This window comes from Roseivirga sp. BDSF3-8, from assembly GCF_041449215.1.
GTDB lineage: Bacteria > Bacteroidota > Bacteroidia > Cytophagales > Cyclobacteriaceae > JBGNFV01.
Window position 1 is genome coordinate 4,063,662 of the sequence record NZ_JBGNFV010000001.1, and the last position, 16,089, is coordinate 4,079,750.

The window sequence follows — 16,089 nt, forward strand, 5'->3', positions numbered from 1 at the left end:
ATAAATACAAAAACTGCAAGATGCCACAGGGGCATACTATAAAAGGATATACACGGCGAAGATGCCAGCCACCGGGCAATGTATGAGGAAAAGGAAAACAGAGAGTTGATCCCCAGGGCTTATCGATAGGAGGAGATACCCCCTGTTTATTGATTCCCTGAATCACCCGGATCGATTAGTGGCTTATTAGGGGTCTTGGGGCTGCCGTTATTAAAGGAGATGGCCGCTTCAGGGTCTGCGCTGCGAAGGTGCAGGTCTCGCTGAGGGAACGGTATCTCGATGCCATGCTCGCGAAACTTCTCGAAAATGGCATAATAGATCTCGCTACGCAGTACACGGGGGCGGTTGATGTATTCTGAGGTCCATACGCGCAGATGAAAATTAAGGCTGCTGTCTCCGAAGCCATCAAACAGCACATCGGGTATAGGATTTTTCAGGACTCCACCGTTCTCTTCCACTACTTCCAGCAGCAGGTCACGTACATGGCCAGGGTCCTCTCTGTATGATACACCAACGGGAAAACGGAAGCGGACCATACGGTCATTGTGACTCCAGTTGATTACCTCTTTTTCAATGAACTGTGAATTGGGCACTATGACTGAAATATTGTCATTAGTGACCACTGTAGTGGAACGGGCACTGATATTGACCACATCTCCATTAATATCGCCGACCTCTATGCGGTCACCTATCTTAATAGGCCGCTCAAAGAGTATGATAATGCCGGATATGAAGTTGTTGGTAATGTTCTGCAGACCAAAACCAATACCTACACCGAGTGCACCTGCCAGAATGCTCAGCGTACTAAGGTCAATGCCTATAGAGGAAATAATAATAAAGAACCCGAGTATAAGGGTGATATACCGGAAAATAGTGCCGATACTTTCTCTTACCCCTATATCAAGTCTGTACCTGGTAAGGATCTTATAGACAAGAACGCGCTGTAACCTGCTCACCATAGTGAAGAGGGCTACCAGGGCTAGTACAAAGTAAATAAGGGTAAGCAGGCTTACCTCTGACTCACCAAGATTAAACAGGGTGTAGCTGAAAAAGTCTTTTACCCTTTCCCATATCTGAGTAAGGGAAAGGTTGTCCCACTGTTCTAGTATATCCTCCATGATTAGCAGAAGGCAAGATATGAAAATATGGTATTTTCTGCCATGCTCAAGGCAAAAGGAGGCTTGAATCTCCGTAGCTAAGGAACCGGTAGCCGTTTTCCATTGCTTCTTTATATACCTTACGCCAGTCTTCACCTATAAATGCGGCCACCAGCAGAATAAGGGTGCTGCCTGGCAGGTGGAAGTTGGTGATCAGTCCTCTGCATACTCTGAAGGTATAGCCGGGAACAATGAATATTTCGGTATGGCCGATCAGGTGATCGGTTTCTTCACGCTCCATACGATTCAAAACGGCTTGCATAGCTTCTTCCAGTCCTGGCAGGGATTCCGCAGCGCGCTGGTAGGCTACCAGCTTAGGAACGTTGAAGGGAGCGTCTTCATCTTCCAGAAGCATCACGCCATACCAATAGAGGCTTTCCAGGGTGCGCATACTGGTAGTACCTACGGCAATTACCGGCTTTCCGCTAAGCAAACTCTCCAGGTTACCTCTTTTTATTACAATCTGTTCCGAATGCATAGGGTGTTCGGTTACTTTCTCGCTTTTAATAGGCTGGAAGGTGCCCGCTCCTACGTGTAGCGTGAGAAAGTTTTTGGTTATTCCCCTCTGCTCCAGATCTGAAATAACTTCGTCTGTAAAATGCAGCCCGGCGGTGGGAGCAGCAACAGCTCCGTTTTCCCGGGAGTACACTGTTTGGTAACGTTGCTTGTCTTCGGCAACCGGCTCGCGGTTCAGGTAGGGTGGGAGGGGCACACTTCCGGCGGATTCCACCAAGTCTACGAACTCAATACCGGGATTATTCCAGGTGAATTTTACGATCAGGCTTTCCCTGTCTTCCAGATAAGCCGTAAGCCGGGCGGTACCTTTTTCTGTAGAAATATCAGCTTCCAGGCTTTGACCTTGCTTCCACCTCTTCAGGCGGCCTATCATGCACTTCCAGGTGCACTCTCCGCGTGATGTCATTACTTCGGCAATTACTGGAGACGGGGCTATGGGCTGAAGTAAAAAGACCTCAATAATGGCACCTCCGCTTTTTTGAAAGTACATGCGGGCGGGAATCACCCGGGTATTATTAAAGTATAGAGTGGCGTCGGTGGGCATGTGTTTACCAATATTCTTAAAGGTCTGGTGGGTTATCTGGCCGCCTGCATAAGTAAGCAGCTTACTCTCATCACGCTTCTCGAGCGGGTGCTTGGCTACTCGCTCATCGGGTAGGTCAAAGAGGTAGTCGATAAGTTCTATATCGTCAATATACTGCATTCTGGAAATGTATTTGTACGAAAAGCGGTGCAAATATAGTGGTAGCAGGCCATATTTCTAATTGCTGTTCCATTTTAGCTTCAACACTTTGGGGAGGCACCTGTTATGGTTAACGACAAGTTGAACAAATAGATAATACACAGACCATGTCAGAAAATAACCCTTCTTATACAGCCTCTGCTACCACCGTGGGGGGACGCAATGGCCATATTAAAACAAGTGATGGAATTATAGATGTGGAAAGCCGGCTGCCTAAGGAATTGGGTGGACCCGGAGGGGATTATACCAATCCGGAAATGTTGTTTGCAGCAGGTTACTCCAGTTGCTATGGTAGCGCAGTAAAGCTGGTGGCCGAAAAAATGAATGCAGGTGCCAAGCCTGAAGATATTTCAGTAACAGCGGATGTTACGCTTATGAAGGACCCCGAAGATGGTGGCTTTAAACTGGCTGTTAAGATCAGTCTGTCTATAAAAGGACTGGATGAAGATAAAGTTAAGGACATTGCTGAAAAAGCACACCAGGTTTGTCCTTATAGTAAGGCAACCAGAGGAAATATAGAAGTGGAAGTAACGACAAAGTAATCGACCTCTCCCTTTAATTAAAGAGGATGTCTCAAAAGGCATCCTCTTTTTCATGCCTCTACGGGTAGCCGCGGAGTTTCTACTGTGGCTTGCAGGTGCAGGCCGCCATGGTAATTAAGCGGGCCGGTAAACTTTCCCCCCAGGTACTTTTTGATTATAAGCCTTACAAACAGAAAGTTAAAGGGCCACAAGGCAGGAGGTTGCAACAGCAGATCCACATTCGTATAGGTTTCATCATCATCAAATACATCGATGATCACGCGGTCTTCCCAAAACTCCAGGTCCATCACGATATTTGTACCGGTACGGTTGTAGGTCATTTCTATCAGCATGAGCATACACCCTTCTGCCAGTTGCTTTTCAAAGTCGGCTTCGTAGCGTTTTTCCGGCACATCACACTTAATGGAGACATTGAGCGCAGGGTCTGCCAGGTTATACTGAAACACCTCTTTAAGTGCATAGAAAATGCCTTTTTCCTCCAGTGTCTTGTATTGCAGGAGTTCCTCCAGCGTGTTCATTACACTGTCTAGCCTGGTAAGCATGGTCTGGATATCCTCTATCATCGGCGAGGTGTCTGTTTCCGTAAGCCAGCTAAATTCCTCAATGGTTCGCTTAATGCGCTTATGGGGCTTCTTATAGCCGGAGTGCAAAAGGGCAGCCACGATCTTCCTTGCCGCATCATGATAGGCTTGCCGGTCAAAGGGAATAACTTCATAGTTATCCGCCAGCCACATACTGATCATCTCCTGCTCCAGCCGGTTGTCACAGAGCTTTACAATATCTTTAAGTATTCGTTTGTTCTGCCAGTTCAGGTAGGCAGGTGCTAATACCACAAGGGCAAATGCCAGGGGTATCACTGAAAAGATCGAAAGGATAATGAGGTCTGTTGACATGCTAATGGCCTACCAAATTAATTACATTGAAATACATTTAATGCATATGGCTCTGATTTTTAGCAAAAAAATAAGCCAGATCTCTCTGGCTTTGAAAGTTAGTTTTTTTTGTAAACTTACCTAGCGTCTGTTAGATGCGCCGTATTTCTGTAGGATCTCACTGCTGTTGTTAAGGAAGTCCTTGCTCAGTTTGCGGAGGTCATTAGACGCGCGGAAGTTATTAATAAAGCCAATAGATAGAGAGGCACCGGCTACTACCAGCAGTAGTATGAAGGCAACTACCATTCCGCGTGTAAGATTTAGCTTTTCTACCTGGGCCTGTTCCAGTGCGAGGGCGGCCTTATCAAGCTCAAGCTTGTTGGCCGCGATAGCTTCTTCATGCTCTGCCTGGACCTTCATCATGCCCGCCATGTCATTTTTTCTGCGACGGTCCAGTTCCAGGTTGGCCTGCTCATATTTGTAACGGTAAGTATCTGCCTGACTGCCTGTAGCTTTGGCCACTTCATAGGCATATACAAAAAACTGGTCGGTATCTATCTTTCTTGCTGACTGGATATATGTCAGGCCTTTTTCGATAGAAGCTTTAGCTTCTTCAAGGTCGCCCAAGTTTGTGTTATGCCAGGCCATTTGACCATATACTTCCATCAGTTTGTCCTGCATATCAAGACTTTGGAATATCTTTACGGCATTATCGAGGTAAGAGCGACCGGTCTCATGGTTACCTTTTGTTCCTTCCAGGTAGCTTAAATACAGGTTGAGGTTGCCTTTCTCAATATCCGAATTGGCTTTCTCAGCATATCGGCGGGCTTCGCTGAGTGTATGTTGGGCATCGGAATAATGCCCTAGGCGAATAAGGCAATATCCGGTGACGTTAAGGCCGTCAGCAACGTTTTCCAGATCATTTACCTCCAGGGCTAGCGAGGTACTCTTTTTAAAATACTCATTGGCTTTTCTGAAGTTTCCTTCCCAAAGAAGGATGTTGCCGTATTGCTCAAGGGACGCAATTTCGATAAGATCATATTTAGCTTCAGAAGCTAATTGCCTGGATTTTTCGAAGTGTGATTTAGCCTCGTCGTACTGGAAGGTTTCTGAGCGAATGAGTCCCAGGGTATAGTAGGTGTTGCTAAGTCCTTTATTATTACCAAGCTCTTCGTAGAGGGCTTTTGCTTTAATCAGGAACCGGTATGATTCGGTGAATTTCTTTTCATTGTAGTAAGCGACACCCTTGTTGTAATAGTATCTTGAAAGGTCGATCTGACTTTCTTTTTGCTTCATCACTTTACCATATTCCTCCAGGTAGTAGTGAGACTTGTTCAGATCATTAAACTGGTACATGTAGAGGGCGGAAAGAATGCTGTATGCTCTCAATTCGCCATTAGCGTAGTTGATGGATTTACTTAAGGTGAGTCCTTTTTGGGCGTTTTCCAGGCTTAAAGCCGGATTGACTTCTTTAAGGGTGCTGGCCTCATCAAGGATATTGTGAATGTTTTCTTGAGATAAAGGAGCTTCGGTGAGCTCCTTTTCAATGTCTGATTGACAGCCTACCCCTATTAAGAGCAGGCAAATAGCTGATAGAAATTTGGCTTTCATATATTAACTAGAATACTTACCGCTAGAGCGCTTGTGTTATTTTCTTCTTCTTCGCCTCCTAATGGTGGTTCGCTGACAGGGGGAGGGGTTGCGCCTGTTCCGGTACCTCCAAACAGCCTTCCTGTTTTCTCATTTTCTAATGAAAAACGTACCCACTTTTCTTCTAAAGTTAAAGATTTAATCATAGTATAATAAATTAATGGTGTTTTTTATTCAATTTTCTCATTTCACATACACGCATACACCTGTAGATTATACTACCTAATCAAGTACCAATGCAGCCATAAATACAGTGAAAATTATTCTCCGGATAGGATATAGCTGGTATGGTACTGGTCATTCGATCATGAATATATAGTCTGGCTGTTATGAAAATCCTCGGAGTGACAGGCACTTATTCCGTGATTTCCTCTGTTGAAAGTACAATTATAAGCTTTTTATCTAAAAAATGAATAATTCAACCACAAAGTTTTACGCAGGTACTATTCTGGTCGTTCTTGCCAAATAATGCCTCAGACAAATGATAACAGGGATAATGGAAAATAAGCTTAAAAATTCAAAAAATAGATATTTTAATAATGTAAGGATGTGTTGGTCTTGTTGAAAAAATAATATTAATTTTTACTGCGATTTTTTTTGAAATGATCGTAGAGAATCAATTTTTAACCAAACTAAAACAACTATGAAAAGGAAATTGAATCTAAACAGCTTTGAGGTAGAAAGCTTTATCAAGAATGTGTCAAGACCCGAAAAGATAAAAGGAGGGAATACACTGGCCCACACAAATAACCATCTTTGTAAGCCCAAGGACACGTATACGGGAGGATGTTACCTGCCTAATTAAGGGACAAAAAAAAGGAGCTGCCTGCTGGCAACTCCTTTATATTTTCAGAGAAAGAGGCTTATTAGCTAAGCGCTTCTTTCACTCTTGCAGCGGCGTCCTTAAGCAGGATGGCACTTTTTACTTTCAGTCCGCTCTCTTCTATGATCTTAGCGCCTTCCTCAGCGTTAGTACCCTGTAGCCTTACGATGATAGGGATATCAATATTACCGATCTTCTTGTAAGCTTCCACTACACCATTGGCCACACGGTCGCAGCGTACGATACCACCGAATATGTTGATGAGGATAGCCTTTACATTAGGGTCCTGCAGGATGATGCGGAAACCTGCCTCTACTGTCTCGGCATTAGCTCCACCGCCTACGTCCAGGAAGTTAGCAGGCTCACCACCGCTAAGCTTGATAATGTCCATAGTGGCCATGGCCAGTCCGGCACCATTTACCATACAGCCTACGTTACCGTCAAGCTTCACGTAGTTAAGACCGCTCTTACCGGCTTCTACCTCGAGGGGGTCTTCTTCTGTGATGTCACGAAGTTCGGCCAGGTCTTTATGACGGAACAGGGCGTTATCGTCAAGACCAACTTTGGCATCTACTGCCAGTATTTTGTTATCGCTTGTCTTCAGCACAGGGTTTATTTCGAACATAGATGAGTCGCTTGCCTCATAGGCTTTATACAGTGCCTGTACGAACTTCACCATTTCTTTGAAGGCCTGGCCTTCCAGACCAAGTGCGAAGGCGATCTTACGAGCCTGGAAACCCTGAAGGCCGACTGCAGGATCGATCCACTCCTTAACGATCTTCTCCGGAGATTTCTCTGCCACCTCTTCAATGTCCATACCACCTTCGGTAGATGCCATGATCACAGGCTGGCTCTTATCACGGTCGAGCAGGATACCCATGTAGTATTCCTTAGGCTCGCTGTCACCAGGATAGTAAACATCCTGTGCGATAAGCACCTTATTTACCTTTTTACCTTCCTCGCCGGTCTGCTTGGTTACAAGCGTACCACCAAGTATTGCTTTGGCCTTGTCTGCTACTTCGCCCAGGCTTTTGGCAAGGACTACACCGTTTGATCCGGTCTCTTTCACCTGGCCTTTACCACGGCCACCGGCGTGTATCTGTGCTTTTATGACATACCAGTCCGTACCGGTTTCCGCATGTAGCTGCTTTGCCGCCTCTTCGGCTTTCGCTGCATTGTCGGCTACGATGCCTTCCTGTATGCGAACCCCGTAGGACTTCAGTATCTCTTTCGCTTGATATTCGTGTATGTTCATTTCCGGGTAAAAAATTTTTGCACGAATGTACACGTTTATGCCTTTTATAGCAAACCCCGAGCCTGTAGAGGGGGGAAGTCTTTCATGCTCTGGTACAGAATATTTTTGTATGTTTGGCGCCTGAACAGCGCTGAAGCGCTATCCTAATATTTGCTAGTATGCTTAAAGCCGAAAATATCAGTAAACGATACAATCACCTGCAGGTACTGAAGGGGATCGATATAGAGATATATAAAGGTGAGGTGGCTAGTATCGTAGGGGCGTCTGGTGCCGGCAAGAGTACCCTGCTGCATATATTAGGTACGCTGGATCAGGCTGACAGCGGATCTATCAAGTATGAAGGCAAGGAGATATCGGGCCTGAACCATACGCAGCTTGCCAGGTTCAGAAACGAAAAGATCGGTTTCATCTTTCAGTTCCATAACCTGCTCCCTGAGTTTACCGCGCTGGAGAATGTGTGTATACCAGCTTACATAGGCAAGAGGCCAGAGAGGGAAGTCGTTGCAAGGGGTAAGGAGCTTCTGGGTTTTCTTGGACTATCAGAAAGACTCGAACATAAGCCCTCCCAGCTGAGCGGGGGTGAACAGCAGCGCGTGGCCGTGGCCCGCTCCCTGATCAACAGGCCGGCCATCATATTTGCAGATGAGCCCAGTGGTAACCTGGATAGTAAAAGTGCTGAAGCATTGCACAAGCTTTTCTTCCGGCTGCGTGATGAATTCGGGCAGACCTTCGTCATTGTTACCCATAATGAAGAGTTGGCTCATATGGCAGACCGTATGCTGACAATGAGCGACGGCCTCATCCATCACTAATCTATTTCCCGGATCATCCGGCGAATATGGTTTTCTGCGCCAAACATATCTTCGTACACGGCTAATATCTTCCTATCTGCCCCTATAAGATAGGTGACCCTGCGTGGGAGCTTTACTACAGGTATAAGCGCTTTATACTTTTTGGCTACTTCACCAGACCGGTCAGACAGCAGATGAAAGGGTAAATTATGCTCTTTTCTGAATCGTTGATGGGTCTCGATATTGTCACGACTGATGCCGAGTACCTTTACCTCCAGGTCACGGAAGGCAGCGAACTCATCACGAAAGCTACATGCCTCCTTGGTGCAGCCGGGGGTAAAATCTTTTGGATAAAAATAGAGGATCGCAGGCTTTTCATTTAGTTCTTTACTTAGCGTAAAAGTGCCTCCCGATGTAGATGGCAGGGAAAAGTCTGGTGCAGCGTCATTTTTCTTTAAGGGCATAAGCTCTTCTAAACAATTGTGTCCGGCACGGAATTATATGCTTTTCGACTAAAATTTTTAATTTAGCACGATGAATTAGCTCCCGCTAAATAGGGACTTACTTTTTAACCGCAAAAGAAACGGTACTTTTTTCAGGCATTGCCGCTATATGGATATTCAAGGAAAAAAAATTCTTCTCGTAGAAGATGAACCCCATTTACGTAGTTTACTAGCCAAAATACTGAGCCTTGAAGGCTTTCAGGTCGAAACGGCTGGTGACCTGGCTGCAGCAAGGGAGTTGATCAAACATATGGATCCCTTTCTGCTCATTACCGATGTGAAATTGCCGGACGGAAACGGGATTGATTTTACGAAAGAGGTAAAAGCCACCTATCCACTCACTGAGATTATCGTACTCACTGCTTATGGAAATGTAAAAGACGGTGTCCGGGCTATGAAGCTTGGAGCCTTCGACTACCTGACCAAGGGTGATGGGGATGAAAAACTCCCCCTCGTAGCAGCCAAGGCCATAGAGAAGTCGGTGATGAACCGGCAGCTTCGTGAACTGGAACACAGGCTGGAGAGCAAGTCGAGCTTTAGTAAGATAATTGGTAAGAGTCAGCCGGTAAACCAGATGATCGAACTGGCTAAAAAGGTGGCCGTAACGGATACCACGGTTCTCCTTCTGGGTGATACGGGTACCGGAAAAGAGCTTCTGGCTGAGGCCATACACCTTGCCAGCCGACGGCGCAAAGGACCTTTCATTGCCATTAACTGTGCAGCCATACCCAAGGATCTTCAGGAGAGTGAGATGTTTGGGCATAAAAAAGGATCATTTACCGGGGCAAATAACGATAAAAAGGGATACTTCGAGGTAGCCAACCAGGGAACCATTTTTCTGGATGAACTCGGAGAAATGAATACTGATTTGCAGGCCAAACTGCTGCGTGCATTGGAAAACAGGACCATCAATCGTGTGGGAGATACAACCCCTATTCCTATTGATGTCCGTATTGTGGCGGCCACTAACAAGGAACTGGTGGATAATGCCACTGATAATGAGTTCCGAAAAGACCTTTACTACAGATTAAGTACCTTTACTATTAAGTTGCCTAACCTGAAAGAAAGACGGGATGATATAAATCTGCTGGCCCTCAGTTTTCTGACCTATCAGGCCGACAGGCTTAATAAAAAATTGTCAGGTATGAGCCGTGAATTCATCCATGCATTGCGTGCATATGACTGGCCGGGGAATATTCGCGAGCTAAAAAACGTTATAGAAAGAGCGGTCATACTTGCCGATGGCGATGAGCTTACTTATGATGTGCTTCCTGTGGAGATAAAGGATAAGCTAAATGTCAATGGAGAAAGTGGCGGCGATGGCATGAATGTTGAACTTAAAACCATAGAAAGGCAGCACATATTGAAAGTGCTGGACATGGTGGAAGGGAACAAAAGCGAGGCGGCCAAAAGGCTTGATATCGGCTTAGCAACCCTCTACCGTAAGATTAAAGAATACGGTATCGATTAAAGTAGCTTGCTACTATTTTTTTAACTGATCATCGATCGTAGATGAAACTAAAGACCCAAATACATATTGGTTACTTTTTCATAGTAGCCCTGTCTATCCTGCTGGCAGGTGTCTTCGGTTATTATTTACAAAAATTAGGAAAGGCTTCCGATGACATCCTCAATGTGCACTATCGAAGTGTAAAGGCAGGAGAAGAGTTGCTGCAGTCGTTGTCTAAAATGGAGCAGATCTTTGTAAAGTACGCGATAGAAGAGGGCTACGACAAAGAGAAGTTCAAGGAAGTCCTTTTCAGGGAAAAGCGCATCTTTCAAAGTAACCTGTTTATTCTCGAAAACTCACTTGAGGCCTCTGAGGAGGTAGAAGTGCTTTTGAAAATCCGTCACGACTGGGAGGAATTCAAGCCTTATTTGTGGAACCCTGATACTGTCAGCAGAGAGCCTGTGCGGTATGTAGGTATGATCCAGGATCATACTGAAAACCTTCGGGCTCATATCAGGGATGTGGTGAACCTTAACCACTCCGCCCTCAGCAAAAACAGCCGCCGTTCTCAGGAGATCTATCACAATGCCCGCACCTATATGGTGCTCATTATTGCCCTGGTGATTATTATTTCCGGGCTGGCAGCCTATTTTATTCCTCAGCGTATTATGCGGCCGGTAGAAAACCTCACCAGCATGATCAGGCGCATCTCCAGCGGAGAATATGGCCACCGCATATACGAATCACCTAATAATGAATTGGGAGAGCTTATGCGGGCTTATAATGACATGTCTGTTAAGCTTGAAGCCTATGAGTTTAGTAACCTGTCAGAAATACGCGCCCAGAAAGGTAGGATAGAAAGTATCATTCGAAGCTTGAATGAAGGACTTATCATCCTGGATGAAGAGCAAAAAATTGTCCTGATAAACGAGGTAGCCGGTAATGTGTTGGGTTCTGATGAAAATGACCTGAGGAACCGGACCCTTAGTTCTATGGTGCACGATAACCCCGTGGCCCAGCATCTGTACAAAGAACTCATTCACTTTGAGCAACACTATCGTGGAGCCGCTCAGAGTCGCTCTGAGGATAACTTCCTCCGCATCATCAATAAAGATGGGGAGTATGAGTTTTATGCGAAGGATATTACCCGCGTGTACAATGGTGACAAGGATAATGAGAACAAGTTTATCGGTTACATCATAACTCTCAAAGACGTCACCTCCTTTAAGAACTCTGACGAAACGAAGAACAACTTTATTGCTACAGTATCACACGAGCTCAAAACGCCTCTTTCTGCAATGAATATGAGCATGATGCTGCTGCTGGACCAACGATTTGGTTCCCTCAATGATGAGCAACGAAACATAGCCCAGTCTATGCGTAAAGAGGTAAAGCGCCTCATCAAGATGGTATCTGAGTTACTAGACCTCTCACAGGTGGAGGCGGGTCATATAGATTTGGAAAAGGAGAATATATGCCCCTCCCTGATTGTTGAATATGCAAAAGTGCCACTGGAAAGTGAATTGGAAGAAAAGAGCCTTACCCTTACCATACATATTGAGGAGGAGCTGCCAGACCTTCACGTAGATGCTGAAAAGGTGAGTTGGGTGCTTCATAATTTTCTGAGTAATGCCATCCGGTTTTCACACCCTCATAGTCAGATAGAAGTTGAGGTATTTCGTGATCTGAATTACATAGAGTTCTCAGTAAAAGATTACGGACCAGGTATCAATGAGGAGAACCAGGCAAAGCTATTTAAGAAGTTTGTTCAAATTGAGAAAAAGGGTAGTGGACTGGGGCTTGGACTGGCTATAAGCAAGGAAGTTATCCAGGTACATGAGGGCAATATTGGTGTAGAGAGTGCACCTGGTAAGGGGAGTCGTTTCTTTTTCAGAATTCCTTTTACCGGAATAATGACTGAAAACTCCTTCGCTACCCTATAAAACCTTATCAAAATGAAATGATTTTATCATTTTGATAATATTACCTCCAGAGTCGTAAAGCCTATTTAGTTTATAAACCCCTCTCTAAGGTTACTACAGGCTTATTCTGAGAAGTTTCCATGCTTTCCCGTATTTGTGGCACAACTTGTGCACTATATATGTTGAACACATCAAACAACAGCCTGTCATGAACGAACAAAGAATAGAAGGAAACTGGAACGAGAAAAAAGGTAAACTTAAGCAGGAATACGGGCAACTAACTGATGATGATCTCGTATATAATGAAGGAAAAGAAGACGAACTGTTTGGTAAGCTTCAGAAGAAATTGGGTAAAACCAAAGATGAAGTTAAAAAGATAGTTCACGATATATAATTATTCTAAGTTATTACGCGTCAATTTTTTAACCTTTATTTTTTTAGACTGAGGCGCGAATATTTTTTAAACTGAAGACTAATTTTTATATTTATTTGATTTTTCAGTCAAAACAATTACTGTAGATTTTTTCATGTTTATTTAGGTTCAGGGTGTCGGATAAAACCGGCACCTTTTTTTTATTCCTCAATTTTCCTCTCTTTTTTTGTAGCTCAATTTTTCTGTTTCTTTTATGATTCTTTCCCCTGGGGTGAGGTATATGCTCGCGGCCACATTTCTATTCACTACCATGAATGTATTGGTGAAAGCCGTGCCGAATATTCCTGCCGTTGAAATTGTGTTTTTCCGGTCGCTCATATCTCTCTTACTCAGCTATGTTTTGTTAAAAAGAGCCCGTGTACGGGTGCTGGGTAAACAGCGAAAATGGCTTATCGCCCGGGGGAGCGTAGGTGCTGTCGCGCTTGTGTTGTTTTTTATTACTCTACAGAATATTCCCCTCGCAAGCGCAGTAGTCATTCAGTTTCTCTCGCCGATATTTACGGCCATCATTGGCGTGTTTTTGGTGCGCGAACCGGTTAAGAGTTGGCAATGGGTGTTTTTTGCCATCGCATTTGCCGGTATTCTGGTAGTGCAGGGCTTCGATTCACGCATTAGCCCCTTTTACATGGGTATCGGTGTCGTAGCCTCTTTTTGTGCAGGGCTAGCCTATAACATTATCCGTAAGCTGGGCACGTCAGAGCATCCTCTGGTTGTGGTATTTTATTTTCCCCTTGTTACCCTGCCCCTTACTGGTCTGTATTGCCTTTTTGTAGAATGGACCATGCCTCATGGTATTGAATGGCTTACTTTGCTTGGGATAGGGGTGCTCACACAGTTCGCCCAGGTACTAATGACCATGAGCTACCAGGCCGAAGAAGTGTCCAAAGTAGCCAGCCTTAAATACATAGGGATTATTTATGCCCTTGGCTATGGATGGGTGTTTTTTGATGAAACGTTTGATGTCATCACCTATGCCGGTATGGCTCTTGTACTGGCCGGCGTAGTGGGCAATGTCATTTACAAGCACAGGTTATCTAATCAGAAGGCGAAACAGGCAGGCTGATATCCTGTTTTTCTCCTTGTGGATGGTTTGCTCATTCCTTAATTTATATTTTTGTCTCGACCCAAAGATTTAAAACATATAGTTATATGGCTGGACATAGTAAATGGGCCAATATCAAGCGTAGAAAAGGTGCCCAGGATGCAAAGAGAGGGAAGCTGTTTACAAAATTAATCAAGGAGATTACTGTAGCGTCCCGCGAGGGAGGAGGCGACCCCGATGCTAACCCCAGGTTAAGATTGGCTGTTCAGAATGCCAAGGGAGCTAATATGCCCAAAGACAATATTGAGCGGGCGATCAAAAAAGGTGAGGGTGCAGAAGGTGACAGCTACCAGGAAGTGAGCTATGAGGGCTATGGTCCTAATGGTATTGCTGTATTTGTGGAGACCATGACCGATAATTTAAACCGTACCGTAGCCAATGTCAGAGCTGCCTACAGCAAATACGGAGGAAGCCTGGGTACCAACGGTTCACTTGAGTTTATATTTGACCGGAAGGGTGTATTTACCTTCAGGGTGCCGGAAGGGGATGAAGAAGATGACCTTACCCTGGAGCTTATAGATGCCGGAGCGGAAGAGGTGGAGTTTTCTGATGATTACGTTAATGTCACCACTGCCATGGAAGACTTTGGCTCTCTGCAGCACAAGCTCGACGAACTTAATATTGAAGCTGAAACAGCCGACCTTCAGCGTATTCCAAAAACCACGGTAGAACTTGATGATGAGTCCTTCAAGCAAGTATACAAGCTCATAGAGGTGCTGGAAGATGATGATGACGTGCAGAAAGTATACCATAACATAGAAATAAGCGACGAGCAGATAGAGATGATCTGATCTGCCCCTTCCCCTGGCCTAAAGTGATTCCAGGGGAAAAACTCACCTCTAACCCCATGTATTTGTGAAGATAACTCACGACCTGTATACCAGTAGTATGGCCCTGCTAACGGACCTGTACCAGGTAACGATGGCTCACAGCTACTGGAAAGCCGGCCTGGCGGAACAGCGATCAGTATTTACCCTGTTTTTCAGGCAAAATCCATTTAGCGGTGGGTATACTATAAACTGCGGACTCGATTATATCATTGATTTTATCAAGTCCTTCCGGTTTAGTGATGACGACATTGATTACCTCAGAACCATAAAGGCATCCTCCGGAAAGCCTATGTTTTCCGAACCCTTTCTGGCCTATTTGCATGACCTCCGTTTTAATTGTGATATTGACGCAGCGCCTGAGGGTACCGTGCTTTTTCCCCATGAGCCTATGCTCAGGGTGGAGGGGCCCGTGGTACAAGCTCAGCTATTAGAGACTGCCTTGCTTAATATCCTCAACTTTCAATCCCTGATAGCTACAAAGAGCGCACGGATATGTCAGGCAGCTAAGGGCGATCCTGTTATGGAGTTCGGACTGCGCCGCGCACAAGGTATTGACGGAGCTATTGCAGCAAGTCGCGCTGCCTACATCGGTGGGTGTCACTCTACATCTAATATACTGGCTGGAAAGCTATTTGATATCCCTGTAAGCGGAACCCATGCCCATAGTTGGGTGATGATGTTTGAGGATGAGAAAGAGGCTTTTCGTCGTTATGCCGAGAGCATGCCGGACAATTGTGTGTTCCTGGTAGACACCTATGATACAGAGCAGGGTGTGCGCCATGCGATAGAAGTAGCCAGGGAGATGGAGGAAAAGGGGCAGCGAGCCCTCGGTATCAGAATTGATTCCGGTGACCTGGCCTATTTCAGCATCATGGCAAGGCGTATGCTGGACGAAGCAGGCCTGGGCTACATGAAAATAGTGGCCAGTAACGACCTGGACGAACACATTATCGAGAGTCTTAAAATACAAGGAGCAGCTATCGATATATGGGGGGTAGGCACCAAACTGGTTACAGCCTTTGACCAGCCGGCACTCGGGGCGGTGTACAAACTAAGCGCCGTGGAAAAGGATGGCATATGGGAGCCTCGTATAAAGCTGAGTGAGCAACAGATAAAAATTAATAATCCCGGCCGCCAGCAAATACTCAGGTTTGTGCAGGACGGCCAGTATTTCGCCGATGCTATTTTTGACCCGGACAGGGAGCACACTACCAAGGTGTCTATCATAGATCCGCTGGACCCTACCAGACGGAAGAAACTGAGTCTGCAGGAGTATGAGACAGAAGAGGTTATGATTCCCATTTTCCGAAACGGGCAATGTATGTACGATTCTCCCTCCTCAGGGGAGATCCGTAACCGGGTGGCAACCCAGTTAGGTAAATTGCATAGCGGGGTTAAAAGGTTTATAAACCCCCACAGGTACCCGGTAGGACTGGAGGCCAACTATTATAAAGTGAAGACGGATCTTATTCTGAAAATGAGAAACTTAAAAGAATCCTGA

At 45.3% G+C, this 16,089-nt stretch carries 16 protein-coding genes; 9 read left to right on the forward strand and 7 right to left on the reverse strand.

Annotated features, from left to right (window positions below; translation table 11 throughout):
- Positions 1–146: 146 nt before the first annotated feature.
- Both AB9P05_RS16810 and AB9P05_RS16815 read right to left on the reverse strand, forming a co-directional pair.
- A complete protein-coding gene (locus AB9P05_RS16810) occupies positions 147–1,118 on the reverse strand; it encodes a mechanosensitive ion channel family protein (protein WP_371909994.1) in 972 nt (323 codons plus the stop codon).
- Positions 1,119–1,164: 46 nt separating this feature from the next.
- Positions 1,165–2,376 carry an S-adenosylmethionine:tRNA ribosyltransferase-isomerase gene (locus AB9P05_RS16815; RefSeq protein ID WP_371909995.1) on the reverse strand — a complete coding sequence of 404 codons (1,212 nt, stop codon included), beginning with the start codon at positions 2,374–2,376 and terminating at the stop codon, positions 1,165–1,167.
- A gap of 146 nt (positions 2,377–2,522) precedes the next feature.
- Between AB9P05_RS16815 and AB9P05_RS16820 the strand changes: the two genes are divergently transcribed.
- Positions 2,523–2,957 (forward strand): organic hydroperoxide resistance protein, encoded by a 435-nt coding sequence (locus AB9P05_RS16820; protein ID WP_371909996.1) that lies wholly within the window; start codon positions 2,523–2,525, stop codon positions 2,955–2,957.
- 50 nt (positions 2,958–3,007) lie between these two features.
- Here AB9P05_RS16820 and AB9P05_RS16825 read toward each other — a convergent pair whose 3' ends face one another.
- From AB9P05_RS16825 to AB9P05_RS16835, 3 genes are all read right to left on the reverse strand, one after another.
- Entirely contained in the window at positions 3,008–3,850 is an 843-nt protein-coding gene (locus AB9P05_RS16825) for a hypothetical protein (RefSeq protein WP_371909997.1), read from the reverse strand.
- Positions 3,851–3,970: 120 nt separating this feature from the next.
- Entirely contained in the window at positions 3,971–5,440 is a 1,470-nt protein-coding gene (locus AB9P05_RS16830) for a tetratricopeptide repeat protein (RefSeq protein WP_371909998.1), read from the reverse strand.
- Positions 5,437–5,625 (reverse strand): hypothetical protein, encoded by a 189-nt coding sequence (locus AB9P05_RS16835; RefSeq protein WP_371909999.1) that lies wholly within the window; start codon positions 5,623–5,625, stop codon positions 5,437–5,439. The genes AB9P05_RS16830 and AB9P05_RS16835 overlap by 4 nt, the downstream gene beginning before the upstream one ends.
- A 497-nt stretch (positions 5,626–6,122) precedes the next feature.
- On the opposite strand from AB9P05_RS16835, the gene AB9P05_RS16840 reads away from it, so the two are divergent.
- The gene (locus AB9P05_RS16840; RefSeq protein ID WP_371910000.1) at positions 6,123–6,284 is read left to right on the forward strand and encodes a hypothetical protein; all 162 of its coding nucleotides are present in this window, start codon (positions 6,123–6,125) and stop codon (positions 6,282–6,284) included.
- A gap of 61 nt (positions 6,285–6,345) precedes the next feature.
- Here the strand turns inward: AB9P05_RS16840 and sucC are convergent, their stop codons facing one another.
- On the reverse strand, positions 6,346–7,557 hold the full coding sequence (gene sucC / locus AB9P05_RS16845; RefSeq protein WP_371910001.1) for an ADP-forming succinate--CoA ligase subunit beta: 1,212 nt from the start codon (positions 7,555–7,557) through the stop codon (positions 6,346–6,348).
- A gap of 158 nt (positions 7,558–7,715) precedes the next feature.
- On the opposite strand from sucC, the gene AB9P05_RS16850 reads away from it, so the two are divergent.
- Entirely contained in the window at positions 7,716–8,369 is a 654-nt protein-coding gene (locus AB9P05_RS16850) for an ABC transporter ATP-binding protein (RefSeq protein WP_371910002.1), read from the forward strand.
- Here the strand turns inward: AB9P05_RS16850 and AB9P05_RS16855 are convergent.
- A complete protein-coding gene (locus tag AB9P05_RS16855; protein WP_371910003.1) occupies positions 8,366–8,812 on the reverse strand; it encodes a peroxiredoxin in 447 nt (148 codons plus the stop codon). The two genes, AB9P05_RS16850 and AB9P05_RS16855, sit on opposite strands and share 4 nt — an antisense overlap.
- A gap of 148 nt (positions 8,813–8,960) precedes the next feature.
- Between AB9P05_RS16855 and AB9P05_RS16860 the strand changes: the two genes are divergently transcribed.
- The 6 genes from AB9P05_RS16860 (at position 8,961) to AB9P05_RS16885 (ending at position 16,089) form a co-directional block, all read left to right on the forward strand.
- The gene (locus AB9P05_RS16860) at positions 8,961–10,322 is read left to right on the forward strand and encodes a sigma-54-dependent transcriptional regulator (RefSeq protein WP_371910004.1); all 1,362 of its coding nucleotides are present in this window, start codon (positions 8,961–8,963) and stop codon (positions 10,320–10,322) included.
- 41 nt (positions 10,323–10,363) lie between these two features.
- On the forward strand, positions 10,364–12,244 hold the full coding sequence (locus AB9P05_RS16865) for an ATP-binding protein (protein WP_371910005.1): 1,881 nt from the start codon (positions 10,364–10,366) through the stop codon (positions 12,242–12,244).
- Positions 12,245–12,431: 187 nt separating this feature from the next.
- Positions 12,432–12,617, forward strand: coding sequence for a CsbD family protein (locus tag AB9P05_RS16870; RefSeq protein WP_371910006.1), 186 nt, complete (start codon positions 12,432–12,434; stop codon positions 12,615–12,617).
- 232 nt (positions 12,618–12,849) lie between these two features.
- Positions 12,850–13,719, forward strand: a complete 870-nt coding sequence (locus tag AB9P05_RS16875) for a DMT family transporter (protein WP_371910007.1) — start codon at positions 12,850–12,852, stop codon at positions 13,717–13,719.
- An 86-nt stretch (positions 13,720–13,805) separates the two neighbouring features.
- Positions 13,806–14,549: a YebC/PmpR family DNA-binding transcriptional regulator gene (locus AB9P05_RS16880; protein ID WP_371910008.1), complete on the forward strand. Its 744-nt coding sequence runs from the start codon at positions 13,806–13,808 to the stop codon at positions 14,547–14,549.
- A gap of 64 nt (positions 14,550–14,613) precedes the next feature.
- Complete coding sequence (locus AB9P05_RS16885; RefSeq protein WP_371910009.1) at positions 14,614–16,089, forward strand: nicotinate phosphoribosyltransferase; 1,476 nt, start codon at positions 14,614–14,616, stop codon at positions 16,087–16,089.

Coding starts and splice junctions, on each gene's coding strand:
- sucC (WP_371910001.1), bottom strand. CDS start 7,557: ATGAACATACACGAATATCAAGCGAAAGAGATACTGAAGTCCTACGGG.
- AB9P05_RS16815 (WP_371909995.1), bottom strand. CDS start 2,376: ATGCAGTATATTGACGATATAGAACTTATCGACTACCTCTTTGACCTA.
- AB9P05_RS16830 (WP_371909998.1), bottom strand. CDS start 5,440: ATGAAAGCCAAATTTCTATCAGCTATTTGCCTGCTCTTAATAGGGGTA.
- AB9P05_RS16840 (WP_371910000.1), top strand. CDS start 6,123: ATGAAAAGGAAATTGAATCTAAACAGCTTTGAGGTAGAAAGCTTTATC.
- AB9P05_RS16865 (WP_371910005.1), top strand. CDS start 10,364: ATGAAACTAAAGACCCAAATACATATTGGTTACTTTTTCATAGTAGCC.
- AB9P05_RS16820 (WP_371909996.1), top strand. CDS start 2,523: ATGTCAGAAAATAACCCTTCTTATACAGCCTCTGCTACCACCGTGGGG.
- AB9P05_RS16870 (WP_371910006.1), top strand. CDS start 12,432: ATGAACGAACAAAGAATAGAAGGAAACTGGAACGAGAAAAAAGGTAAA.
- AB9P05_RS16875 (WP_371910007.1), top strand. CDS start 12,850: ATGATTCTTTCCCCTGGGGTGAGGTATATGCTCGCGGCCACATTTCTA.
- AB9P05_RS16825 (WP_371909997.1), bottom strand. CDS start 3,850: ATGTCAACAGACCTCATTATCCTTTCGATCTTTTCAGTGATACCCCTG.
- AB9P05_RS16835 (WP_371909999.1), bottom strand. CDS start 5,625: ATGATTAAATCTTTAACTTTAGAAGAAAAGTGGGTACGTTTTTCATTA.
- AB9P05_RS16850 (WP_371910002.1), top strand. CDS start 7,716: ATGCTTAAAGCCGAAAATATCAGTAAACGATACAATCACCTGCAGGTA.
- AB9P05_RS16880 (WP_371910008.1), top strand. CDS start 13,806: ATGGCTGGACATAGTAAATGGGCCAATATCAAGCGTAGAAAAGGTGCC.
- AB9P05_RS16810 (WP_371909994.1), bottom strand. CDS start 1,118: ATGGAGGATATACTAGAACAGTGGGACAACCTTTCCCTTACTCAGATA.
- AB9P05_RS16860 (WP_371910004.1), top strand. CDS start 8,961: ATGGATATTCAAGGAAAAAAAATTCTTCTCGTAGAAGATGAACCCCAT.
- AB9P05_RS16855 (WP_371910003.1), bottom strand. CDS start 8,812: ATGCCCTTAAAGAAAAATGACGCTGCACCAGACTTTTCCCTGCCATCT.